General features: G+C 59.3%; 18 protein-coding genes and 1 tRNA gene. 9 read left to right on the top strand and 10 right to left on the bottom strand.

Translation table 11 applies throughout. From position 1 onward, the window contains the following. Window positions 1-2: 2 nt before the first annotated feature. Both CPter91_RS04815 and CPter91_RS04810 read right to left on the bottom strand, forming a co-directional pair. Window positions 3-3311, bottom strand: a complete 3309-nt coding sequence (locus CPter91_RS04815; RefSeq protein ID WP_205631654.1) for a UvrD-helicase domain-containing protein — start codon at window positions 3309-3311, stop codon at window positions 3-5. Continuing rightward, window positions 3311-6061, bottom strand: a complete 2751-nt coding sequence (locus CPter91_RS04810) for a PD-(D/E)XK nuclease family protein (protein WP_061937636.1) — start codon at window positions 6059-6061, stop codon at window positions 3311-3313. The genes CPter91_RS04815 and CPter91_RS04810 overlap by 1 nt, the downstream gene beginning before the upstream one ends. 343 nt (window positions 6062-6404) lie before the next feature. Here CPter91_RS04810 and trxA point away from each other — a divergent pair, with 343 nt between their 5' ends. The 7 genes from trxA to CPter91_RS04775 all read left to right on the top strand — a co-directional run bounded on the left by trxA (window position 6405) and on the right by CPter91_RS04775 (window position 13087). Further along, entirely contained in the window at window positions 6405-6731 is a 327-nt protein-coding gene (gene trxA / locus CPter91_RS04805; RefSeq protein ID WP_061532392.1) for a thioredoxin TrxA, read from the top strand. 104 nt (window positions 6732-6835) lie between these two features. Continuing rightward, window positions 6836-8098 (top strand): transcription termination factor Rho, encoded by a 1263-nt coding sequence (rho, locus tag CPter91_RS04800; protein ID WP_014004861.1) that lies wholly within the window; start codon window positions 6836-6838, stop codon window positions 8096-8098. A 251-nt stretch (window positions 8099-8349) separates the two neighbouring features. Continuing rightward, entirely contained in the window at window positions 8350-9642 is a 1293-nt protein-coding gene (tcuC, locus tag CPter91_RS04795; protein WP_061937633.1) for an MFS transporter, read from the top strand. 233 nt (window positions 9643-9875) lie between these two features. Then, window positions 9876-10145, top strand: a complete 270-nt coding sequence (locus tag CPter91_RS04790) for a type B 50S ribosomal protein L31 (RefSeq protein ID WP_038486217.1) — start codon at window positions 9876-9878, stop codon at window positions 10143-10145. Between the two features lie 217 nt (window positions 10146-10362). Beyond that, on the top strand, window positions 10363-12081 hold the full coding sequence (locus CPter91_RS04785) for an ArnT family glycosyltransferase (protein WP_061937630.1): 1719 nt from the start codon (window positions 10363-10365) through the stop codon (window positions 12079-12081). A 106-nt stretch (window positions 12082-12187) separates the two neighbouring features. Further along, window positions 12188-12274: transfer RNA gene (locus tag CPter91_RS04780), tRNA-Leu, on the top strand. 246 nt (window positions 12275-12520) lie between these two features. Next, window positions 12521-13087 carry a GNAT family N-acetyltransferase gene (locus tag CPter91_RS04775; RefSeq protein WP_061937627.1) on the top strand — a complete coding sequence of 189 codons (567 nt, stop codon included), beginning with the start codon at window positions 12521-12523 and terminating at the stop codon, window positions 13085-13087. A gap of 78 nt (window positions 13088-13165) precedes the next feature. On the opposite strand, the gene CPter91_RS04770 is transcribed toward CPter91_RS04775, so the two are convergent. The 3 genes from CPter91_RS04770 to CPter91_RS04755 all read right to left on the bottom strand — a co-directional run bounded on the left by CPter91_RS04770 (window position 13166) and on the right by CPter91_RS04755 (window position 16881). Further along, the gene (locus CPter91_RS04770; protein ID WP_150119623.1) at window positions 13166-13765 is read right to left on the bottom strand and encodes a hypothetical protein; all 600 of its coding nucleotides are present in this window, start codon (window positions 13763-13765) and stop codon (window positions 13166-13168) included. Between the two features lie 5 nt (window positions 13766-13770). Beyond that, a complete protein-coding gene (locus CPter91_RS04765; RefSeq protein WP_150119622.1) occupies window positions 13771-15906 on the bottom strand; it encodes a lamin tail domain-containing protein in 2136 nt (711 codons plus the stop codon). A gap of 522 nt (window positions 15907-16428) precedes the next feature. Continuing rightward, window positions 16429-16881, bottom strand: coding sequence for an Lrp/AsnC family transcriptional regulator (locus CPter91_RS04755; RefSeq protein WP_061937615.1), 453 nt, complete (start codon window positions 16879-16881; stop codon window positions 16429-16431). 138 nt (window positions 16882-17019) lie between these two features. Here CPter91_RS04755 and CPter91_RS04750 point away from each other — a divergent pair, with 138 nt between their 5' ends. Both CPter91_RS04750 and CPter91_RS04745 read left to right on the top strand, forming a co-directional pair. Continuing rightward, a complete protein-coding gene (locus CPter91_RS04750) occupies window positions 17020-17631 on the top strand; it encodes a LysE family translocator (protein ID WP_236906029.1) in 612 nt (203 codons plus the stop codon). Between the two features lie 169 nt (window positions 17632-17800). Then, window positions 17801-18895, top strand: coding sequence for an acyltransferase family protein (locus CPter91_RS04745; RefSeq protein ID WP_061937609.1), 1095 nt, complete (start codon window positions 17801-17803; stop codon window positions 18893-18895). A 166-nt stretch (window positions 18896-19061) separates the two neighbouring features. Here CPter91_RS04745 and CPter91_RS04740 read toward each other — a convergent pair whose 3' ends face one another. From CPter91_RS04740 to CPter91_RS04720, 5 genes are all read right to left on the bottom strand, one after another. Then, the gene (locus CPter91_RS04740) at window positions 19062-20108 is read right to left on the bottom strand and encodes a porin (protein WP_061937606.1); all 1047 of its coding nucleotides are present in this window, start codon (window positions 20106-20108) and stop codon (window positions 19062-19064) included. Window positions 20109-20136: 28 nt separating this feature from the next. Further along, the gene (locus CPter91_RS04735) at window positions 20137-21201 is read right to left on the bottom strand and encodes an HAD family hydrolase (RefSeq protein ID WP_061937602.1); all 1065 of its coding nucleotides are present in this window, start codon (window positions 21199-21201) and stop codon (window positions 20137-20139) included. A 216-nt stretch (window positions 21202-21417) separates the two neighbouring features. Beyond that, entirely contained in the window at window positions 21418-22107 is a 690-nt protein-coding gene (locus CPter91_RS04730; protein WP_061937599.1) for a DUF2968 domain-containing protein, read from the bottom strand. Window positions 22108-22341: 234 nt separating this feature from the next. After that, complete coding sequence (locus CPter91_RS04725; protein WP_061945840.1) at window positions 22342-23709, bottom strand: sigma 54-interacting transcriptional regulator; 1368 nt, start codon at window positions 23707-23709, stop codon at window positions 22342-22344. Window positions 23710-23720: 11 nt separating this feature from the next. Continuing rightward, complete coding sequence (locus tag CPter91_RS04720; RefSeq protein WP_061937597.1) at window positions 23721-24059, bottom strand: DUF4282 domain-containing protein; 339 nt, start codon at window positions 24057-24059, stop codon at window positions 23721-23723. Window positions 24060-24061: the final 2 nt, after the last annotated feature.

Raw genomic sequence — 24061 nt, 5'->3', positions numbered from 1 at the left:
TGCTAGTCGATTTCGGACAAGCGCCCGTCTACCGTCAGCAGCGCGGTACGCAGGCGCTTATCGGCAAACACCGGCTGCGCCGCCTGCCGATAGCTGCGCAGCTGGGCAGTATATGCAGCCACTTCGCTGTCGAGCAGATTGCGCTTGTAGTCGAGGATCCAGACTTCGTTCTCAAACACCACCACGCGATCAAAACGCAATACCGCGTTGTCGGCGATGATTTCCATTTCATTGCGCGCATGCAGATGCAGGGCCGGATTAAAGAAATGTTCCAGCTCGCTTTGCCCAAGGATGGTCAGCGCCTGCTGCCGCACCTGCTTTGCCAGCGCCAGCGGACAAGGCAACCAGCGCGCAATCGTCTCGGCCGTCGGCAACACAACCGGCCATTGCCCGTGCTGGGTAACTCTTTCCAGCAAGCCGTGCAAGGCGATTCCTTCGGCGATCGCCTGGTTATCGAAAGTCGCCGCAGCAAGGATCTGCGGCGGCGGCAACTGCGGCGGGTCGAAAATCTCTTGCTGGAAGCGCCGAGCCTCGCCGGCTGCCATGGCATCTGCGGCGATTGCATCAATTGTAGTTTCCGGCACTTGTTCGAGCCTTGCGTACCAGCTGTCTTCCGTGACGCCGCCGCTCCTGCCGGCGACGCCGCTGATGATCAGCAATTGCTTGGCGCGGGTAGTGGCGACGTATAGCAAATTCCAGTCTTCCTGCGTCTTGAAGCCTTCCTCGGCCGCAAACAACGGGTCGCGCGCGGCCCCGCGTTCTGCACTGCTGCCAAAGGCGGAAAAATGCTGGGGCGCTTCGGCGTCCTGCGGCCAGTCGCACAGGATGCCGTAGTCGTCGCGCGCAGGCTTGCTGTGATTGGCGTCAAGCAGCGCCACTACCGGTGCTTCCAGGCCCTTGGCGCTATGCACGGTGAGGATGCGCACGGCGTCGGTGGCGGCATCGATACTGGCTTCATCGGGGGCATCGCCGCCGCCGGCATTTTGCAAGCCGCGCAAGGCATCGATGAATTTCGGCAGGCTCGGGTAGCGGCCGGCATCCATGTTCAGCGCCAGCTCGACAAAGCTTTCGATATTACCGATGGCTTGGCTGCGCGCCAACGGCGCTGCCACCTGGGCATAACGGGCCAGCAACTGGCCCTGATGCAGAATCTGGTCCAGCAAGTCGTGCACCGGCAAACGCGGCGCCGCCAGCAGCCATTGCTCCAGCAAGGCGACAGCGCGCTGCAGCGCCGGCGCCGCTGGTTCAGCCGCGGCCGCTGCGCGCAAGCGCGCCCACCAGCCGCGTTCGCCGCGTTGCGCCAGAGCGATCAGGTGATCGTCGCTGGCGCCGAAGATCGGCGATTTCAGTACATGGCCGAGGGCACGCGCATCGTCCGGCGTGATCAGGAAAGTCAGCAAAGCGATCAGGTCGGAAATTTCCAGCGACTCCAGCAAGCCGCCACGCTTGTCGGACATGAAGGGAATACCGGCGTCGCGCAAGGCGCTTTCATAGGCGCCGAGATGGCTGCGCTTCTTCACCAGCAGCATCACATCCGACCAGCGCAAGCTGCGGCTGCCGTTTTCCTGCCGCACGCTGAGAGTCTGGCGGGCCTGCCACAACGCTTGCGCCAGCTGTGCGCCTTCGTCGCGGCGGCGCGCATCTTCCGATTCTTCACGCGCGGTGGTCAGCGGATTGCGCAAGCCCGGCGCCGCTGCATCGTCAGCCGCGTCGTCGCTCGCCTGTCGGATCAGAGGTAGGCGCCACACCGCACCGCCGATTTCCCCCAGCGTGGTCTGCGGTGAGAACAAGGGATTGGCGTAGAAACTGGCGTTCAGCACTTCGACGATATTGCTGGCGTTGCGGCGCGTCTGGTTAGCCTGCAATACCGCGGCGCCCTGCTCTTGCAATAAACTGCGAGCGGCTTCAAACACACGCGGCTCGGCGCGGCGGAAGCGATAAATCGATTGTTTCGGATCACCCACCACAAAGACGCTGGGCTGGCCGGCGTCTTCGCCATAAGCGCTGAGCCAGGCGCGCACGATGCTCCATTGCAGCGGGTTGGTGTCCTGGAATTCATCCAGCAGGATGTGCTTGTAACGCGTGTCGAGCCGGCTCTGCAGATAAGCAGCACTCTCTGGATTGGTCAGCAGGCGGTAGGCTTGCCATTCCAGGTCGGCGAAATCGAATACGCGCTGTTCCGCCTTGAGCCCCTGATAGCAATCCAGATAGGCATTGCCGACACTGAACAGATGCTGGTTCATGCTCAGCACAGTGCGCTCGTGACTGCGCTTGCGCAGCAGTTTCAGCGCCGTGCCGGTGGCGCCGAACTGCTCCTCGAAAGCGTCGAGTGCATCGCCGCCCAGACTGTTTTCCAACGCCTTGAGAAAATCCTTGGTCTTGCCATTGCTGCGCGGCTTGCCGTTATCGTCGAAAAACTGATTGCACAGGGCGTCGAAATTTTCCACCGCAGCGCCGGCGGTCAGCGCCATCTCGATTGCGGTGGCGCGCTTCTGGTTGGTGGCCGAGCCCTGGCCCAGCAGCCAGGCAATCTGCTTCACCTGCGCCGACAGCTTATCGTCATCCCACAGCGACAATCGGGCGTCGATCTCAGCATCTTCACCGCACAGTTCGCGCAGCCATTCCAGCGGGACATGGGCGCCCTGGCGGATCACCGCCCACCACTCTGCCCGCTTGTCGACGAAAGCGTTGAGCAGCTTCCTGGTACTGAAATCGCCGGTCAGTTGATACATCGCCAGCAAATCCTGTTTGACCGCCGCGTTTTCCTCATCGTTGAGGGATTGCATGAAACGCAGATAAGCATCCGCCAGAAGCTCGCCCGTCTTTTCAGTCAGCGAGTAGCCGTGCGGCACACCCGAGGCCAGCGGGGCGATCTGCAGCAGCCGCGCGAACCAGCTGTGAAAGGTGTCGATCGACAGACTCTGCGGACTGGCAAGCACACGCTCGTACAAATTGCGCGCCGCCGGCAGCACCTGCGCCAGTTCCTGCGGCGCTATACCGCGTTCCAGCAGCAGCGTGCGCACTTTGGTCTCGGGCTGCAACGCCAGGTCGTGCAGCAGTTCCAGCAGGCGCTCGCGCATTTCCTGCGCTGCCTTGCGGGTAAAGGTAATCGCCAGCAGTTCCGACGGCGCTGCACCAGCCAGCAGCAAGCGCAGCATGCGCGCCACCAACAGCCAGGTCTTGCCGCTGCCGGCGCAAGCTTCCACCACCACCGACTGGCGCGGATCGCAGGCGGCATTAGTGAAATCCTGTGCGTCGACCACATTGCCGTTCAACCGGTAGGCGCTCGGCAGAACCATTGCTTCGTCCATCACCAGGCTCCCTTGCGGCACAGGCCGCGTACATCGCAGTACTGGCAGACCGCAGCGACGCCGTTGGCAGGCAGACCGACGCCACCGGCAATCGCCTCCACGTTGATCTTGATCTGCGCCGCCAGCGCGCCTTGCGCCTGGTCATAGTCGGGCGCACTGACATCGCCGACCTTATCCTTGGTGGTTTCCAGCGCGACGTAATGGGCCGAGGCCACTGGCCGGTCGGACAGCAAGCCGTAGAACGCCAGCTGATGGTCTTCGTGGTCTTTCAACTTCTTGTTCAGCGCCAGCAGGTTGTTGGTCTTGTAGTCGAGCACGGCGCGTTCGCCGGCGTCGTTTTCATCGATACGGTCAATCCGCCCGTGCAGCGTCAGGTCGCGGTCCGCCAGCGGCAGCAGCTTTTCATACGCCTGCTCGCCAAACACAAAGCGCCATCCTTCGGCTTCATGCTGGTTGGCCCATGCCACATACGGCGCGATCACTTTTTGCCAGCGTGCGTAATAGCCGAGCGCAGCCGCATTCTTGCCGATGACGGCATCGAACAATTTTTTTGATATCGCTGCCAGCAAGGCTTCGCGCTCCTGTGGCGGCAACGGCTGGTCCCGCAGAGACTCGTGATAGGTCTCCAGGATTTCATGCAGCCAGCCGCCGTAATCGCGCTTTTCCGGCAGGTCAGACAATTCATCGAGCGAGGCCAGGCCCAGCATACGGCGGACAAAGAATTGATATGGACAGGCGATGAAGCTGTTGTAAGCGCTGGCAGTCAAGCGTGCCGGCGTCAGCTGCGCAGCAGCCGGCGCCGGCATGCGCGACGGCGTCGGCTGCAGGGCCTGCACGGCGATCTTGGCCCGCAGTTCCGGTAAGGCCGGCGCGCCAGTGCGCGCCAAAGTCAATTGCAGGCGCTGGATCCATGGGCTGACCGGATTCGGCTCGCCGTCCTTGTGCGCCTGCCAGGACAGCACCACCAGAGGATTCAAGGCGAGCAATTCGGCGACGTCACGCAGCTGCTGGCGCTGGCGGCTCTCGCGCGTGGCCAGGCCCAGTTCTCGCCGCACGGTGTTGGCGAAGAACAGCGTTTCCTGCGGCTGCGACGGCAGGTGGTCGGCATCCGCACCCACCATCAGCACGGCGTCGAAACTGCGCAGGCGTGCGCCGTTCAGCGGCAGCATGACGACCCGGCGATCGTTGATGGCGCTGATGAAACTGGTATCGTCCAGCTGCAGGTTGACCAGCGCACGCCATTCGGGAAACGAAAACAGGGCAGAAAAATCATTCCCCGGCGGGGCGATATTCTGCAGCAGCTGCAAGATCTGCTGGCCGGCCGAATCGGCGCTCAGCGCCGCGCTCATGCCCAGCGCATCCAGCGCGGCGGCGGTAGTGGCGATCCAGTCGCGCAGGTTCTTGCGGCCGCTGAACAGTCCGGCCTGCTGCGCCAGCAGGGCCACGGTCTTCTGCTCCGCGGGCGCGGCGCTGAGCGCGCTGGTCACCGCGCGCCATTCGCCGAGCACGTTGGCGCGCCGCAGCAGCAATTCGATCTTCATCACCAGCGCCGATTTGTTGGCGATGCTGTCCTGTTCGTCCTGTCCATCCTGACCACTATGCAGCAGATCGCTGGGCGCCGCCTTCAAGACGAACGGTGACTTCAGCAAATCGAGCAAGGCCGTGGTTTCTCCGCGCGCGGTGATGACATCGAACCATGCCGAAATGGCGGAGGCGGCGCGGGTGGTCGAGAGTTTCCAGCCGGTTTCGTCCGCCACATGGATCTGCGCCCGCTCCAGCAAGGCGCGGATGCGCCGCGCCACGACTCGGTCCTGGGCTACGATCGCGAGGCTGGTCTTGCCGGCCTGCAGCCAGTCGATCACCATTTGCGCGCCTTGCACCGCCTCATCCTCAACGCTCTGCGCTGCGCACAATGCCAGTTCGGTGGAGAGTGCTTGATCGGCCGCAGGCGCCATCTGCTCGACAGCGTCCGCGGCTTCCACCATCTCCGGCCACGCCAGCGCATACACCGGCAACAAGGCGTGCACGCGCCAGTCGAGGGTAATGGTCAGCACCTGCTGCCGGCACGCGTAGGTATCGAGAAAAGTTTGTTCCAACGGTTCCGGTGCGACCGAGCTGATCCAGATCAGCGGTTGCGCAGAACTCTCCGCCAGTTGCAGCATTTGACTGAAGCGCGCGGCGATGGCGTCGTCGGCGTCCAGCTGACTTTTCCAGATCGACCACACCAGCTGGGTTTCATCCGACAGCAGCTTGCGCGCATCCGGCGACAACTGCTCCAACGCCTGCTGCCAGCGCTGTTCGGCGGCGCTGTCTTCGGCGTCGCCGCCATCATGCAAGGACGGCAGCATAGCTTGCGTCAATTCATCTGATAGCGCTAACAAGGTCTGCGCCAGCGGCAGCAGATCGGTATTGCGGCGCGCGGTGAACAATTTCTTCAGCCAGCCATGTTGGCGCAATTCCGCATACAGCCGCATCAGGCGCTCACTCGCCGGCAATACATTCGGCAAGGGCGGCATGGTCATCAGCAGGCCCGACAGCGTGAAGAATTGCGGCGGCAGGAAAGTTCCGCCCAGCTGCGCGCTCAGCGCGGCTTTCAGCAGCTGGGCATGGGCAAAGGTCGGCAGGATCACGCGCCAGTGCGAAAAATCGCGCATGCCTTCATCGCCGGCACGGCAGCTCGCCAGCATGGCGCTCGCTGTAGCGGGCCAGAAGTTGGCGGAAGGCGCGATGAATATTGACTTTAAGGACATGAGGCTCACTGAAGTGTTGCGGCGATGCAGGCAGTCTCGGGCGCGCAGCCCCGGAAAGCGGCCCAGCGGGGCTCTCTTTTGCAACAATTACCTGTCATTTTATGCGAGCCCCTCAAAAAATCCCCGCAAAATAAGATCATGCACCACACTTTTTATCAAAATCGGTTATTATTTAGTGAATATCCCGCCGCAACACCTCTTACCACACCCACAGAAACTTGAATTCGCGCACGGCATCCCCACTTATTCACTAGAATAGGGAACGCCGTAGGCAGCCACCAAGCAGAAATGGTAAGTCGTCTTGGCACACATTGATTATTTTTTCCCTCACACTGAGGAAACCATGAGCGAACATATTAAACACACATCCGACGCAGCTTTTGAAGCAGACGTACTCAAATCCGACAAACCGGTCCTGGTCGATTTCTGGGCTGAGTGGTGCGGTCCATGCAAGATGATCGCCCCGATCCTGGAAGAAGTGGCCAAGGAATACGGCGACAAGCTGCAGATCGTCAAGCTGGATGTGGATTCCAACCAGGCAGTACCAGCCAAGCACGGCATCCGCGGCATCCCGACACTGATCCTGTTCAAGAACGGTGTTCCAGCGGCACAAAAAGTCGGCGCATTGGCCAAGGGCCAGCTGACAGCATTCATTGATTCGAATATATAATAAGAACCGCGGCGGTGCGCCCGCATCGCCGCTTGTGTTTTACTGACTACACCACGCAGTTCCCTCCCCCACCCAATATTTCCCATCCCGGGACACTCATACCTATGCATTTATCTGAATTGAAGGCGTTACACGTCTCCGCCCTGCTAGAAATGGCAATCGGCCTGGACATCGATAACGCAGCGCGTTTGCGCAAACAAGAGCTGATGTTCGCGATCCTGAAAAAGCGCGCGAAATCAGGAGAACAGATTTTCGGCGACGGCGCCCTTGAAGTCCTGCCTGACGGCTTTGGCTTCCTGCGCTCGCCCGACGCCAGCTACATGGCGTCCACCGACGACATTTATATTTCGCCTTCGCAAATCCGCCGCTTCAACCTGCACACCGGCGATTCGATCGAAGGCGAAGTGCGCACACCGAAAGACGGCGAGCGCTATTTCGCACTGGTCAAGGTCGACAAGGTCAACGGCGAATCGCCGGAAGCTTCGAAGCACCGCATCCTGTTTGAAAACCTGACGCCGCTGCACCCGAACAAGCCGCTGCCGCTGGAACGCGACATGCGCGGCGAAGAAAACATCACCGGCCGTATCATCGACATGATCGCGCCTATCGGCAAGGGCCAGCGCGGCCTGCTGGTAGCGTCGCCGAAGTCCGGTAAATCGGTCATGCTGCAGCACATTGCGCATGCGATCACCACCAACCATCCTGACACCGTGATGATCGTCTTGCTGATCGACGAACGTCCGGAAGAAGTGACAGAAATGCAGCGCTCGGTGCGCGGCGAAGTGGTGGCGTCGACTTTCGATGAACCGGCCACACGCCACGTGCAGGTTGCCGAAATGGTGCTGGAAAAAGCCAAGCGCCTGGTCGAAATGAAAAAGGACGTCGTGATCCTGCTGGACTCGATCACCCGCCTGGCGCGCGCCTACAACACCGTGATCCCGGCCTCCGGCAAGGTGCTGACCGGCGGTGTCGACGCCAACGCGCTGCAGCGTCCTAAGCGTTTCTTCGGCGCCGCCCGCAACATCGAAGAAGGCGGTTCGCTGACCATTATCGCGACCGCACTGATCGAAACCGGCAGCCGCATGGATGACGTGATCTACGAAGAATTCAAGGGTACCGGCAACATGGAAGTCCACTTGGAACGCCGCCTTGCCGAGAAGCGCGTGTACCCGTCGATCAACCTGAACAAGTCCGGCACCCGCCGCGAAGAATTGCTGATCAAGCCTGACCAGCTGCAAAAGATCTGGGTGCTGCGCAAGCTGCTGTACAGCATGGATGAAATCGAAGCGATGGAGTTCATCCTCGACAAGATGAAGTCGACCAAGAATAACGCCGAGTTCTTCGACATGATGCGACGCGGCGGTTAACCGAAGTTGACCGTTCCGGTTACCGCTGAATGCAACCGGAAATCAAAAAAATCTGACCTGCGCAAGCGCGTCAGATTTTTTTTATGCGCGCGCTGAAAATTGGTGCAGTGCACCTACTCCTGCGCGGTAGTCAAATCATGCGAATGGTGATTTTAAGCAACAGATAGCTACAATATCCTCACACATAGTCAGAACAAGTCCAGCGGTTAAATGCTATCCTTGCGAACCTCCTTTTTTCGCAACGGCACATCATGGCGACTACTCAATCCAGCCAATCGAAATTCGGCACAGTCCTGCGGGTTACCAGCGGTAACTTCATGGAGATGTTCGATTTCTTCCTGTTCGGCTTTTACGCGACCTATATCTCCAAGACGTTTTTCCCGGCGGGCGACGAATTTGCCTCGCTGATGCTGACCTTCATGACCTTCGGCGCCGGTTTCCTGATGCGGCCGCTGGGCGCCATCATCCTCGGCGCCTACGTCGACCGGGTGGGCCGCCGCAAGGGCTTGATCACGACGCTGGCGCTGATGGCGCTGGGCACCATGCTGATCGCCTTCGTGCCGGGCTTCGCTACCATCGGCTATGCGGCGCCGTTCCTGGTGCTGGTCGGCCGACTGCTGCAAGGCTTTTCAGCCGGGGTGGAACTGGGCGGCGTCTCGGTCTACCTCTCGGAAATGGCAACCCCTGGCAACAAGGGTTTCTACGTCAGCTGGCAGTCCGCCAGCCAGCAGGTGGCGATCATCGTCGCCGCGGCGCTCGGCTATGGCCTGCAAGTGTGGCTGCAGCCGGCGCAGATCGCCGACTGGGGCTGGCGCGTGCCGTTCTTCATCGGCTGCATGATCGTGCCGGTGCTGTTCGTGATCCGCCGTTCGCTGCAGGAAACCGAAGAATTCAAGGCGCGCAAGCACAAACCGCCGGTGCGTGAAATCCTGCGCTCGATGGTGGACAACTGGGGCCTGGTGATCGCCGGCATGATGCTGGTTTCGATGACTACCGTGTCGTTCTACCTGATCACGGTCTACACACCGACCTTCGGCAAGAGCGTGCTGCACCTGAGCACCACCGATGCCCTGATAGTGACCTTCTGCATCGGTATCTCCAACTTCATCTGGCTGCCGGTGATGGGCGCGCTGTCCGACCGCATCGGCCGCAAGCCGCTGCTGATCCTGTTTACCGTGCTGACCATCCTGAGCGCCTATCCGGCCATGTCCTGGCTGGTGGCCGATCCGACCTTCCAGAAGATGCTGATGGTCGAACTGTGGCTGTCCTTCCTGTATGCCAGCTATAACGGCGCGATGGTGGTGGCGCTGACCGAAATCATGCCGGTTGAAGTGCGCACTGCCGGCTTTTCGCTGGCCTACAGCCTGGCGACAGCGATTTTCGGCGGCTTCACGCCGGCCATCGCCACCGGCCTGATCGAATACACCGGCGACAAGGGTGCGCCGGGCATGTGGATGACTGCAGCGGCAATTTGTGGCTTGATTGCAACATTGTATTTGTATCGTAAAAATGGCAATCAAACCCCCGTGCCGGTAAAGAGCTAGGGCTGGCCTGGCTGGGCGCCATGCCCAGCCGGCATTCCCGTGACCAGGAAAAATAAGGATACAGTGCCGTTTTATCCGGCCAAGGCACTGATTTCATTCATTTTTCCCAATTCCTGGCGGGATTTATTGTATAATTTGCGGTTTTCCACCCCCGGCAAGTGATCGACAATCGGGTCAAGAAGCAAGGCGACCGACGAAGTGATTGATTGGCTACCAACTCCATTGAGGCAATTATGAAAGACGGCATTCACCCAAATTACCGCGAAGTTCTGTTCCACGACGTGTCGAACGATTTCAAGTTCATCACACGTTCGACCATCCAGACTCGCGAAAACATCACCCACGAAGGTAAAGAATACCCTCTGGTGAAGATTGAAGTTTCGTCGGAATCGCATCCGTTCTACACCGGTCAACACAAGATCGTCGACACCGCCGGCCGCGTTGACAAGTTCCGCAAGAAATTCGGTACTGTCGGTTCCAAGACAGCGATCGCGAATCAATAATTCGTCCGCTTGTTCAAAAAGGCAGCTGCGGCTGCCTTTTTTTATTTATCAGATTTCGCGACGGTAGCTCTCTGCGCCAGCTAACTCTTTGATAAATAGTAAATAATTGTATGTTCGCTTGAGAACATCGAGAACAAAAATTACTCTCAGCAATAGCGAAGTACTCCGCTATCCGGCACAATACCCAGCAATTCAACATTGATCAAACACCATTGTGATGAAGCCCGTCCGTCTCCCTGCTTCCGCCACCAGCGCACTGCCACGCTGGGGGCTGTGGGCACTGGGATTGTTGTATATCCTGCCGGGCCTGATCGGGCGCGATCCGTGGAAAAATGAAGACGCCTCCAGTTTCGGCATCGCCTGGACCATGGCGCATGGCGGCTGGGCCGACTGGCTGGCGCCGAACATCGTCGGCTTGCCGATGCCGGCGGAAAGCCCACTGACCTATTGGATCGGCGCGCTGTTCATCAAGCTGTTCGGCTGGCTGCTCAGCGATCCGCTGGCGGCCCGCCTCTCCACCGTGATATTTTTCGTGGTCGGCTCGCTCTCGGTCTGGTACGCCACTTACCTGCTGGGCCGGCGCACCGAGGCGCAGCCGCTGCGGCTGGCCTTTGGCGGCCAGCCCGAACCGCGCGACTTCGGCCGCACCCTGGCCGACGGCGCCTTCCTGATTTACCTGGGCTGCCTGGGCCTGCTGTCGCACAGCCATGAAGCCACCGCCAAGAGCTTGCAGATTTCGCTGGTGGCGTTTTCCATCTATGTCGCGGTGCGCCTGTTTGAAGCACGCAGCATCCGCAGCGCCGCCGTGCTCGGGCTGACCTTCGGCCTGCTGATCCTGACCCGCGGCTGGGTGTTGCCGCTGGCGCTGCTGTGCGGCTTGCTGGCGCTGGCCTTGATACGGGAAAAAGCCATCATCAGGGACTTGCTGCTGGTGACCCTGCCAGTGACGCTGATGGTCGCCGGTCTCTGGCTGGCCACCAGCTGCGCCCTGCTGCCGCACGGCGTCAACCGTTTCACCGCCTGGGAAAATTTCAATCTGCAGCAACTGAGCTGGCCGACCTGGACCGCCATTGCGTATTACTTCAAGTACGGCATCTGGTTTGCGTGGCCGGCCTGGCCTTTCGCCGGCTGGGCCGTATATGCCTGGCGCGAACAGCGCTCGACGCTGCATATCGCCTTGCCGCTGGCGTTCTTCGTCAGCCTGACAGTGGTGCTGCTGCTCAATCCGCATCCGGAAGAAGGTATCTTGCTGCCCTTGCTGCCGGCGCTGGTGATCCTGGCCGCCTTCGGCTTGCCTACCATGAAGCGCGGCGCCATCAACGCCGTCGACTGGTTCTCGGTGATGACCCTGACCGCCTGCGCCGCCTTCATCTGGCTGGCCTGGATCGCCAAGGAAAGCGGCTGGCCGGCGCAGCTCGCCAAGAACGTCTACAAGCTGGCGCCCGGCTTCAAGCCTGAATTCAACCTGATGGCGCTGGCGATCGCTATCCTCGGGTCGGTATTCTGGATCCTGCTGGTGAACTGGCGCCTGTCGCGCCGGCCCTCGGTATTGTGGCGCGCCGTGGTGCTGTCGTCCGGCGGCGTGATCCTGTGCTGGCTGCTGCTGACCACGCTGTGGCTGCCATGGATTAACTACAGTAAGAGTTACGCTGGCGTCGCTGCCCAGATCGACCAGAATCTGCCGGCCGTCAAGCAATGCGTGGACACCAACGTCGGCCCGGCGCAACGGGCATCGTTCGCCTACTTCGGCGACATCCCGTTTGGCGAATACGGCCAGCCGCATTGCGATTTCCTGCTCTACCAGGACAATATCTCGGTCAAGTCCGACGATGCCATCTGGCGCGAATTCAAAGGCAACTGGAAGCTGCTGTGGACCGGCCGCCGTCCCTCGGACAGGGATGAACGCTTCCGCCTGTACCAGCGCGTGGCCAATTAGCTTGCTTGCCCGGGCGATATCCGTAGCAAACAGGGTATTCAAAGGGCAACAGATTCATGCAGCTATTGATCGCGCCGCCGAATTAAGTCATAATAGCGGACGCGTTGCCGAGATGGCGGAATAGGTAGACGCACGGGACTCAAAATCCCGCGCTGGAGACAGCGTGCCGGTTCGATTCCGGCTCTCGGCACCATTGAATATAAGGCTCTCGGCTTCGAGGGCCTTTTTTCTTTTTCGCACAAGAATTCCTCAGCCGCCCCAAGCCTGGCGTCTTTCCTGCACGCCATCCAGTCCTAGTCCTCCCACAGCCAGTACTGCCCAAATTACAAGAACCGGTTTGCCAGCCGGGGCGATTACCTCTAACATCGCCACCACTGATAAAGATCCTGGTGAAATTTCAGCCGAAGCCCCGCACATTGAACTGCAAGATTGAACAAAAATGGATATATTGCCGCTGGCGACAGAGCGACTGCTGTTAAGAAAATTCACCCGCCACGACCTGCCCGCATTTGCCGGCTACCGCAGCCAGCCCGAGGTGGCGCGCTATCAAAGCTGGTCCAGCTATTCTGCGGCGGACGCCGAAGCGTTCTTCGAGCAACAGCATGGGTTGGCGTTCAATACCAACGACAGCTGGTTCCAGATCGCCGCCGAACGCACAGCAGACGGCGCGCTGGCGGGTGACGTCGCAGTGCATTTCTTCGACGATGGGCAGCAGGCCGAAATCGGCGTGACTTTCGACTCGCGCTATCAAAAACAAGGCTACGCCACGGAAGCGCTTTCCCGTGTCATCGCTTGCCTGTTCGACGATCTCAAGAAACACCGGATCACTGCCACCGTGGATGCGTCCAACCTGAGCGTACAGCGGCTGCTGGAAAAACTGGGATTCCGGCGCGAGGCGCATTTTCGGGAAAACATTCTTTTCAAGGGCGTCTGGTCCGATGAATATGGCTACGCATTGCTGGCGCGCGAATGGCAGCCGTCAAAGCCTCCCTTGCCATCGGCTTGACAGAGCGTTGAAGTAAATACGGCTTCCATTTCTGGAAGCCGTATCGTGTCGTTCAACAGGCATATCGCACTAGCTCCGTCAGCATGCAACGTCTCCGCGCAAGTACCAGTCGGCACGCGCTTCACCTTCCTGGGAAATGCCCACCCTGCCTTGCGGCAGCCGCACCGCAAGCAGGCTGAACTGCCAGCAATGCATGGCGCCATCGCGGAATTTAACGGTCTCACCCGGCGCCACGGGAAGATCGGTTTTCAAACCTGCGATCCTGACGCCGCCACCAGCCGCTGCCCGCAGACGGATGCCCGGCAGCACCCCCCAGTTCAGCCCGCCGTTCGCCACCAGCGTCAGCCATGGTTCCTTGCCTTCCGCCGTGCGCAACAGCAAAGACTGCAGCGGCCCCGCCGGATGCATGGTCTGCCGCAGCGTCGCGTATTGCGCTTGCAGCTGCCGCGGCAATGCCTTCGGCCAAGGCGAGATGGTGACAACGCCCTGCTGCCCCAGGTCGAGCTGCATCTGGCCAGCCGGATTCACCGCGGCATGTGCCAGCAACGTTTCCCCACTCTCCAGCGGCACGCCCTCGAACTGCAGTCTATCGCCGGCCACGCTCTGGCAGGCGCAAGCCGCCAGCGCCGCGGCTGACAGCAGCAACCTCAAGTGGCGCATCGAGCTCGTCATTTTCATGCGGTTTATTTCAGGTTGGTGAGTTGATTCAGCAAGTGTACCGACGGCGGCTGTTCCAGTGCGATCACACCGCGCTTCCTGGTTTCGCCCAGACGCACGCCTGCCTTGGCTTCCACTGCCGCCGCCACAAGCTGATGCGGATTGGCTGCCAGGATCAGCTTGCTCCAGTCGTCGTTATCCTGCATCACGGTCTGGCCGTTGATGTAGTCAAAAGCATAGCTCAACGGATCCTGCAGGCCATTTAGATTCCAGTCCAGGTAGGCGCCGTTGACGCTGCCGCGGCCGATGTTGTCGGCTTCCAGCAAGTTGGCCTCGTCCAGGCTTTTCCCCGAGCCGTTTGAGTAGTCTATCTTGAACACCGCATTGCATGGCCCTTCCGGCAAATCGCAGAGCTTGTAGGTACCGGCCTTGGCATAGCCCGGAACCGGCGAATTGAAATCATTGTTGAAGGTGTAGTAGTAGCGCTGCAGCGGATTGCCGCCACGGGTATCGGCCGGCAGACCATTCAGCTGGTACATGTAGTTCATGATGCTGAAGTAGTTCGGCTTGTAGTTCTGGTCTTCAAAACCGCCATGGTGCAATCCCAGCGTGTGGCCGAATTCATGCATGATGGTGCCGCCCTGGAAATTGACCAGGATGGTTTGCAGCCTGGCGTTATTCGGCGCGAAGCCGGAACCGCCCAGCGTGACCAGGAATTTATTGCCCGGCAGTTCGGCGATGCCTGAAGATCCGCCGGCGCCGCTGGCGAGCTGCGAGCTGGCCATCTGCATGAAGCGGAATACCGGCTTGCGGCGCACATCGAAGGAGCCGCTTGAATACTTATAGATGCTGGAACAGCCGGCATCGGGCGTGAAGTCGGAATTGGACTTGGCGGTCGAAGAAAGAATCTGCGTGCACTTCTCAAAGGCGACTTTATGGCTGACATCTCCCGACAGATTGAAGCTGGCGGCCGACACCGCGCTGCTGAACAGATTGCCGACATCGAAGTGGATCTTGATGTTATGCGGGCTGAATGCATCGACCACCATTTGCAAGGCGCTTTTCTGCGGCGTCACCGCGGTGTCGGTGGCGCTGTTCATGTAGTTGACGTGAATGAAAATATCACGCTGGCCCTTGCGCGCGCCGAGGCTGTACAAGTCCATGCCGCCGAAGGTGCCGCCCGCGACTTTGGCAGAGTCCGGAATACCGTCCTTGTCGCTGTCGATCGCATCGGCCGCCACGTCATTCGGACCGCCCGGCGTCGAAAACGCCACCCGGCTCCAGTCGCTCTTGCTGCCGCTGGCCGTGAAACTGCTGCTGAGTCTGACGATCGAACCATCGTAGCTGTCGAGCGGATCGGGCGTGGCTACAGTCACGTAATCGGGCTTGGCGGGAAACGCAGCCACATTGTCGCCGCTCCATGCCGATGGCGTCAGCGGCGTGACTGCCGATGTGCCGAAGCGGACGAAATCCGCTGTCTTGTTATCGCTGGCCGTCAGCAGTTCGACAAAACCAGCACTGTCGCTCCAGTAAGGCAGATAGGTTTTACTGCTGCCATTGCTCACGGAGGTCTTGGAGACGTAGGCGGATTTGTCGGTATTCGTCAGGAACGGCATGAATTTCCCGGCGATGACAAAATAGCCGCCGGCAGGAATATCCACTTTCGGCAGATCAAAATTCATCGGCGCCGTACTGATATCTTGCGTGGCAATATTCCATCCGGTGGTGCGCAGGCGATAGTCGCTCAGGTGGATCGCTTGCGTCGAGTTGTTGAAAATCTCGACCCAGCTGACGCCGTCCGTGCGACGGTAATTGGCTGCCACTTCGCTGATATACAAACCTGGCTTGGCGACGGCGGGAGCGGGGGTTGCCGCCGGAGTCGCTACCGTTACCGTTAGCGTCGTTGGGGTTGTCGGCGTTGGTGTCGTCGTTGGTGTCGTCGCTGCCGGCGTTGTCACTACCAGCGTTGTCGCTGCCGGTGTCGTTACAGCCGGTGTCACCGTCGCTGCCGGCGTCATTGCCGGCGATGCTGCCACCGTGCTTGAAGGCGTAATGGTCGCCGGCCGGGCTTCCGGCTGCTGCGCCGCTGCCGATGAAACGGCGGTCTGCAGAGCGGAACTGCCGTCGCTGCAAGCGCCAAGCAATGCAGCGGAAATGAGCATTGCCAAATTCAATGCGGCTTTTTTCAGCCGAGCTGTTCGTAACGCATTTTTATCAATCACAGACGCCTCCAGGTAAGAGTGGAAAAACGCGATGCATGACGCATAGTCTGATGCGCCGGATTCATCACGGTCTTACCTAGATGCCCGTCCAAACGAAAAAAAGGGCCATTCTTCTGGCCAATGAGCAAGGAAACATCGGCGCCAGGAACGACACCGGATCTGCAATCTGATTGAGGGAAGAGGCGGTACAAAGGAACTGCGTCTTGCCAGTCCATCGGGCTGTCAACATCAACAGTTGACGCCAGTGGGGTAGTGAATGTAAAGTAAACCTACCTCTTGAAAGGTAACAGTTGGAGTGGGTTATGTCCCGAACAGGGCATAACCCATTTCTTTTTCTGCCTTGCATATAAAACATCATGCGTTTGCCGTTCTAGCCAGGTCGACTGCCTGCAAACCACCACGCAGCGCCATTTCTCCTTCCGGCGCACCACGACAGCCAGCGCCGCAGACCCAGGCGACACTTCACAATTCAGCGGGAAATTGCGCAATCGAGCGCTTCGCGATTGGGGTCGACATGACAATCGAAGTCCGCGTCTCACCATAATGGTTGATGCTGCCGACGAAGCATTCCAGATGGCGGATATCCTTGGTCACGACTCGCAGAAGAAACGAATCCTGTCCTGTCACATGCAGGCATTCGAGTACTTCCGGCATGGCCTGCAGCTGTGCGATCAGGCGTGCCTTGTCGGGCTGCGCGGTGGTGATGCCGATCACCGCCATGACGCCGTAGCCGACCGCCTCGGCGCTGACTACCGCACGATAGCCGCTGACAATCCCCGCCTCCTCCAGCCGCTTGAGGCGCTCCGACGTCGCCGGCAGCGACAGGCCGCAATGGTTGGCAAGCGCCTTCAGCGAGATACGGCCGTCGCTCTGAATCGCGGCCAGGATTTTCCAGCCTTTGGCATCTATTTCCATGATTAAGGATAACGGCAGATTTGACGAGAATAATAAAGGCAATATAACAGTTCTGCCTTATTTTGCTTATTCGACTGCAATGGCGCTCTTGAGATAATTCACCTTCCAGCGTAGCTCTTCAAGGAATTAAAAGTGGAGATGGCATTATTCATGAAAGCGGCCTTGATTGGCCTGTCGATCGCCGCACCGGTGGGACCGGTCGGCCTGCTGTGCATCCAGCGCACCATCGCCCATGGACCGCGCATCGGTTTCGCCAGCGGACTGGGAGCCGCCACCGCGGATGCCACTTATGGCGCCATCGGCGCCTTCGGCCTGGCCACCGTGACCAACTATTTTGTCGCGCTGACGACGCCGCTGGCCGTATTCGGCGCCTTGTTCCTGCTCTGGATGGGGATCAAGCTTCTGCGCGCCACGCCGTCTGCCAGCGCCGCCAATGTCACCAACGGCGCCTTTGCCGGCAAGGCCTTCATTTCCGTTTTCCTGCTGACCCTGGCCAATCCCATGACCATCCTCTCCTTCATCGCCGTCTTTGCCGCCATTGCCGGCCCGGCGGCGAGCGCGCCGGCTGCGGCGGCGCTCATGGTGCTCGGGGTATTTTGCGGATCGGCGTTCTGGTGGCTGCTGCTGGCCTGCGGCGTGGCTGCGGTGCGCCACAAGATAGGGCCTGGCGTCATGACCCTCGTCAACCGGATCGGCGGCTGCATCCTGCTCGCCTTTGCCGGCTGGCAGCTGATGCGGATTGCCGGGTGAGCCGACGCGAAGAAACATGCATCTGCCGTAGCCGTTTTATCCAAGCCAATTCTGATCGATACCCCGTGGCAGCCTGCTATTGAGGCCTTAGCATAGAGTTGTTACTATTACCGGCCGGGCTATCCAGCAGAAGGTTGTTGCAAATGAATCAAGCAAGTAATAGAAACACATGGGGCTGATCCGTTTTTTCTTGGCGCTGTCGGTTGTCTTTTCCCACAACGGTATCCACGTACCCGGCATTGACGGCTTGTTGGCGGTCTACGCTTTTTTTGTCATTTCCGGCTTCTATATGGCCTTGGTCCTGAATGAGAAATACCAGGACAACGTCGCCGGATTCTATGGCGCACGCTTTCTGCGCCTGTGGCCGAGCTACATCGTCGTGCTCCTGGTGGTATTGCTGCTGATCGCCCCGATGTCGAGCGCGATATACACGTCGACCTTGGCAGCCGTCTACACCTGGACGGTCAACCTCACGATGTTTTTTTACAATACGCTCGGCTGGTTCGGCATCGACAGCGCGACCGGGAAGCTGGTTTTTCTTGCCACGCCTGAAGGCGGCGCCAGCGCATTGCTGAACGCGGCGCACATGCCGCACATCTGGTCGATAGGCGAAGAGATCAGCTTCTATCTACTCGCCCCCTTCATTGCCAGAAAACCGAAAACCATCCTCGCCGTACTTGCAATGGCATTGCTGATTCACGTTGCCATCATGTCGGACCTGTATCCGCTGCATCCCTTACAGCGTTACAGCGGATTCAATACGTTCTGGCTGTTTTTATTCGGCATGACGGCCTACCATGGCTGGAAAAAATATAACGCATCATTGGAGCGGATGCGTCTTGACGCCTTATGGTGCTCGATATTCGGCGTCGGCATCAGCATTGCCTGCATCATCGCCGCACAGAAGCTGTGGGACCATCAGATATTGCTGTGCATTCCTTTCGCGCTATTCGCAGCCTGTGTGATCCCTCTGTTTCATGCCACCAGGCGCAGTAGAGTGGATAAATTCGTCGGCGAACTGAGCTATCCAATCTACCTTACCCATTGGCCGGTGGTCGCCTACCTGATCGTTGACCATCAGGGAAGCTGGTATTGGTCTTTTGTGATTGCAGGGATTTCGATCGCTTGTTCGATCGCGCTGTATTTTTGCGTCGATTTCCATGTCGAAAAGATCAGGCGGCGCCTGGCAAGGACACCCGTCGGACTTGCCGGCGCGGGCGTCGATAGCTCGCACGGCGAAGCGCCTCGTCCAACCGCGCGCTGATCGCCGCCAGGATCCGGCACACAACACAGTAGTCCACCCGGAGGCCCAACATAGCTCCTTCTGCGAATCGGGCGACACCTTTAATTAAGCGGCGCACGATGACGCCTGGCGCCGGATACAGGCGCTGTTTGCGGAAGAACTCGCCTGACAGCGCATCACGGCCGCGTCAGAATTGATGGCGTATGCCGACCATGGCGCTGGTGCGCGTCTTGACGAAAGCGCTGACGACGCCGCTGGCGTCACGGCTGACCGGGAAAGCATAGACGTCGAACAGATTGCTGACATAGCCGGCGTCGATCTTGCTGTAATCGGCTTGCAGATACACGTTGGTGCGCTTCGATAGCTTGTAGTTGAACATGCCCACCACAGTGCGCTTGTTGCCGCTTTGCTGGCGCTGGCGGTCATAGTAGAAGCCGCCGTACAGCTCGACCGCCGGCCCCGCTGCATAGGATGCGCCGGCAGCCCAGACATCGTTCTTTTGCGGCGTCAAGTCGCTGCGGTGATTGAGATAGCTGAGAAAAAGCTTGAACCCACCCAGCGGATAAAAGCCACCGGCGGTCCACACCTTATGGTCGGCGACGCCGTTGACGTCATGCGTCTTCTGGTAGGCAGCGCTGACTGCGCCCAGGCCGATCTCATAGGCGATGCTGCCGCCCACCTTGCTGCCGTTGCGATTGCTGCCTGCCTGTTCGCCGAAGCCGGTCATCAGCGTGCCCGACAAATGGCCGCCCTTGTACTGATACAGCACGGAATTATCCCAGCGATTGCCGCCGGTATAGTTATCGTAGATGAAACCCGATTCGTAGACGTTGGCCCAGCCGAAAGGCTCGTTGGCGAACTCGACGTTATAGACCGGGCTGTACTGGCGGCCTACGGTCAGCGTACCGAGGCTGCCTGACAAACCCAGCCACGCCTGGCGCCCGAACAGGCGGCCGCTTTGCGCGGCTTTGCCGGTATCCGGCTCGAAGCCGTTTTCTAATGTGAAGACTGCCTTCATGCCACCGCCGAGATCCTCGCTGCCCTTGACACCCCAGCGACTGCCGCTGCTGGCGCCGGACGTCACTTCCAGCAGCTTGCCGCCGGCAATGTCTTGATTGCTACTGTAACGGATGCCGGTGTCGATACGGCCGTACAAGATGATGTTTGACTGTGCATCTGCCGCCTGGCTAGCCAGGGCAGCGATGCAGCCGCTTAGTATGCAGCGTAGTTTCATGCTTCCTCCGGTGTGCTGATGGCGCGGCTTATTGAATCGCGTCAGGGGTAACCACAATCCAGTTCTTGTCGGCTGTCACCGGCAGATCAAGGGCTTTCTGACGCGCCGCATTTTTCTGCTGCATGGCGTTCAGCTGCTGCATGTATTTGTCTTTGCGATTGACCCAGACCCGCACCCCGCCCTTCTCAACATCGGTCTTGTGGAACAACATCGGACCATCGCTGACCGGCGTGTCGCCCGCCACCAGAATGGGCCGCCGCCATTCGTCGATATAAGTGTTGATCGCCGCCGGCTTGCCTTCGAACCAGGTCAGCGGCGCCCACAGGGTAGGCGTCAGCTCGTAGTCAAGCAGCGCTTCGGGCTCATATTTTCCTTGCTGGACCAGCTTGCGGACGGTAGTGAGCTCGGCCGTCTTGCGATTCTTGAGCAGCATGCCGACGCCGATCACGTTCTGCGGCTTGACGCTGTAACCGTACTGCGGATCGGCCAGCAGCATGCGCGCCAAGTCCTCGCTGGCGGCACTCATCACGTACACCTCGATGCCGTTGTCCATCAGCGCCTTGTACAACTCGCGCATGCCGCTGAATGGCTTGGGCGCTTGTACCTCAGCCGTCTTCAACTCCGCGCCTTCGTAGTACCTGACGGGCAGCGGCTTGCCGTAAGCCATCAGCTGGTCAACCTGCTGCTTCAGTTCGCGCAAGGTAAAGCCGGCGAACACCTGCGCCACCCAGGGATAGCAAACCTGGTCGTCGATCTCGCACAGGCGCTGGTAATAGCTGTACAGGCTTTCCTTGAATTGCGGCGTGTCCTTGAACGGAATCAGCCTGAGCGACGGCGGCAGCTTGCCGCGTGTCAGCAAGCCTTTCATTTCCATGAATGGCAGCAGCGCTTCTTCCAGATCGTAGCGATAGCTGGTGTTATCCATGTCGAACACGGCAAACGCGCCTTGATTGGCATTGGCGGCAATCACGCTTTTGAGTTTTTCCGCCGCCGGCGCCGGCCAGTGCTCCAGCACGATCTCGGCGTGCGCGATGCATGAAGCAACGCACAGTGCAATACCCGCCAGCCAGGTTCTTTTCTTGTTGTTCGCCATGCCGTTCACCTCCCAAGATGTGCATTCGGAGCCCAAAACCTGTGATGCATTCGGCCAAAGCATTGTGGGATTTGGGGTCGGGTGCCGATTGTGATCAAGCGACAAAAAATATAAGTCATGCGACAGGCAAAAAAAAAACGAGATGCGTAAATCTACGCATCTCGTTTCATTTTCAAGCTGACGCCCAGGCCAATGGCCTGGTGTGAAATCCAGGTCTTATTTGCTGGTAGTCTTGTCCGCGCTGAAGCCGCTGTTATCCATGATGGTCTGCTGCGATTCCAACGTACGGATACGGTTCTGCAAGGCACGCAATTCGCTGCGCGCAGCTTGCTGCTTGCTGCTCAGCACTTGCGCTTGCTGGCGCGCCTGTTCCTGCTGCGCGTTCACATTCTGCTCTTGCTGCTGCTGCACGACCAGATCGTTCTGCAGGGCGCTGAGACGGGTTTCCTGGCTGGCGATCTGCTGTTCGGTATATGTTTTTTCAGCTTCCAGCTGGATCCGGCGGATGTCGATCGCCGCCAGTTTTTCGGTCTGGCTGACGAAGCTCTTGTAGATCTGTTCAGCCTGGATATCGGAGGTGGTCTTGACCACGCGCCAGAAATTCTTTTGCTGGAACAGGGCGACGTAATAAGTACGGTTGTCAGGCTTGAACAGGAGGCTGGAACCGTAATTGCCGTTGTAGGTGGTACGCAATTCGCTCACGCCCTGGCTCTGCATCAGCTGCTGCAATTCGGTGATGGTGCTGTTGCCGCTGGGTGTCGCCTTAACGCTGGCAGCAGGGGTAGGAGCAACGGTTGCCGGTGCCTGGCTGACGCTAGACGATTGCGCCATTGCATTGAGCGACAAGCCGGCAAAGAACAATCCCAGTCCTAAACCGCGAACCGCATTGCGTACAGTTACTTTCATCCCCTGATTCCTTCGCTAACATTAAGTTTTATTGTCGACACAAGCATGCACCATGCAGTCAATTTTATCTGCAATTTTGTTGTTACTGGGCATTGTTTTTACTTAAAACGCTATTGTTGCCTATTTTACCATCGGCAGCGGGCAGATTGCCCATGGACAAGGCCTAAAATCGCGTCAATGAGAAGAAAAACCGGCGTCGGACACGCCGCTGCAGCCGGTTTGCTATCCGGCCGCCTATTCAGCCTCGCCGATCGCCTCGGTATCGGCAATCTGGAATTTGCGCATTTTTTCCCACAGCACCTTGCGGCTGATACCAAGCGCATGCGCGGTATCTTGCCGGCGCCAGCCGTTGGCGTCCAATACGGCCAGGATCCGGCTGCGTTCCGCCATGTCCCATTTCTTGCGGACCGCAGTCAGGTCATTACCCTCCACCAAGCGCTCCATCGTGCCCAGCGTATCGAAGACGCGGTCGATGCGGGTACGGTCCCAGACACCGAGCTGGCGATAGATGATCCCGACCCGCTCCGCGACATTGCGCAGCTCGCGCACGTTGCCGGCGAATTTTGCGGCAGCGACCAGTTCCAGCAGCCATTCCGGCGGCGGCGGGATGTCTTCGTAGGTCTGCCCCAGCAAGCTGCTGAAGATCGCGATCTTGTCGGCGCTGCCGCGCTCTTCCAGGTTCGGCACACGCAGCTCGATCACGGCCAGCCGGTAATACAGATCGGCGCGGAACATGTCCTGCTGCACCTGCTCGCGCAAATTGCGGTTGGTCGCCGCCACCAGCCGGAAATCCAGCTTGACCTCGGTTTGCGAGCCCAGCCGGGTCACCGTGCTCTGCTCCAGCACACGCAGCAGCTTGACCTGCTGGTACAGCGGCAGATCGCCGATTTCATCAAGGAACAGGGTTCCACCGTCAGCCTGTTCAAAATAACCTTTGTGGGCCAGCAAGGCGCCGGTAAAAGCCCCCTTGGCGTGGCCGAAAAACAGCGACTCAAACAAACCGTCAGGAATGGCGCCGCAGTTAACCGCGACAAACGGCCCGTGGCGATAGCGGCCGTGACGCTGATGCAGCAACTGGGCGATGCGCTCCTTGCCGACGCCGGTCTCGCCCATGATCAGCACGCTCGATTCGCAATCGGCAAACGCCTCGGCTTCCGCCACCAGCGTCTTCATCGATTCCGATTGCGCGATCAGCGGCTGCGGCATGCGGTCGGCGCTGGCGCTGGCGTGCAGCTCGGAGGCCAGTCGGAACACCAGCTTGCGCAATTCGGCGCAGGTGAAATCCAGCATCAGGATATGCGAATACTCGACCGGATAGATGCGCGGATTGGCAGCCCGCCCCACCTCCGCCACCCAGATCACCGGCATGCCATGCGATTTCTGCCAGGCGTCGGCAGAAAACTCTGAGTGCTCAATCACGGTCACGGAAATCACGGCGATCGAAGGCCGCGACGACACCTGGTCACGCGTGACAGGAAGGCCGTCGGCGCGGATCACCTCGATATCGAAACTCGCCAGGCACAGCGAAATGCGGTCGGCAATATCGGAATTGCCTTCCCATATGTAGATATCGAGACTTTCTTGCAAAGGCTTGTTTTGCATGGTCATCTCTTTCAGTCACTCTCAGGCAGCGCGGGCCGGATGGCTGCCGGCGCGGGCGCCTGGCGCGCCATCAGGTCGCGGATTTCAACCAGTCGTTCGTAAATATTAAATGCAAGGATGCCGAGCTCACTGAGCAAGCGCCAGATCAGCAGGGATAGCAGCAACGCCACCAGGGTCAGCAGCATGCGGCCGATGCCTTCGCTGCTGGCATTGACGAAACTGCTGGCGCCGGCAATTAGGATCGCCACTATTCCGATCCAATAGATCAACTTGATCAGGACGGGGGCGATGAAACGCTCGAATCCTAATAAGTACGCCGCCCTGGCCACTCCTTGTTGCTTGTTCGTCATAG

Source organism: Collimonas pratensis, assembly GCF_001584185.1.
Classification (GTDB): Bacteria; Pseudomonadota; Gammaproteobacteria; order Burkholderiales; family Burkholderiaceae_D; genus Collimonas; species Collimonas pratensis.
This window is presented reverse-complemented; position numbering and strand designations above follow the sequence as displayed.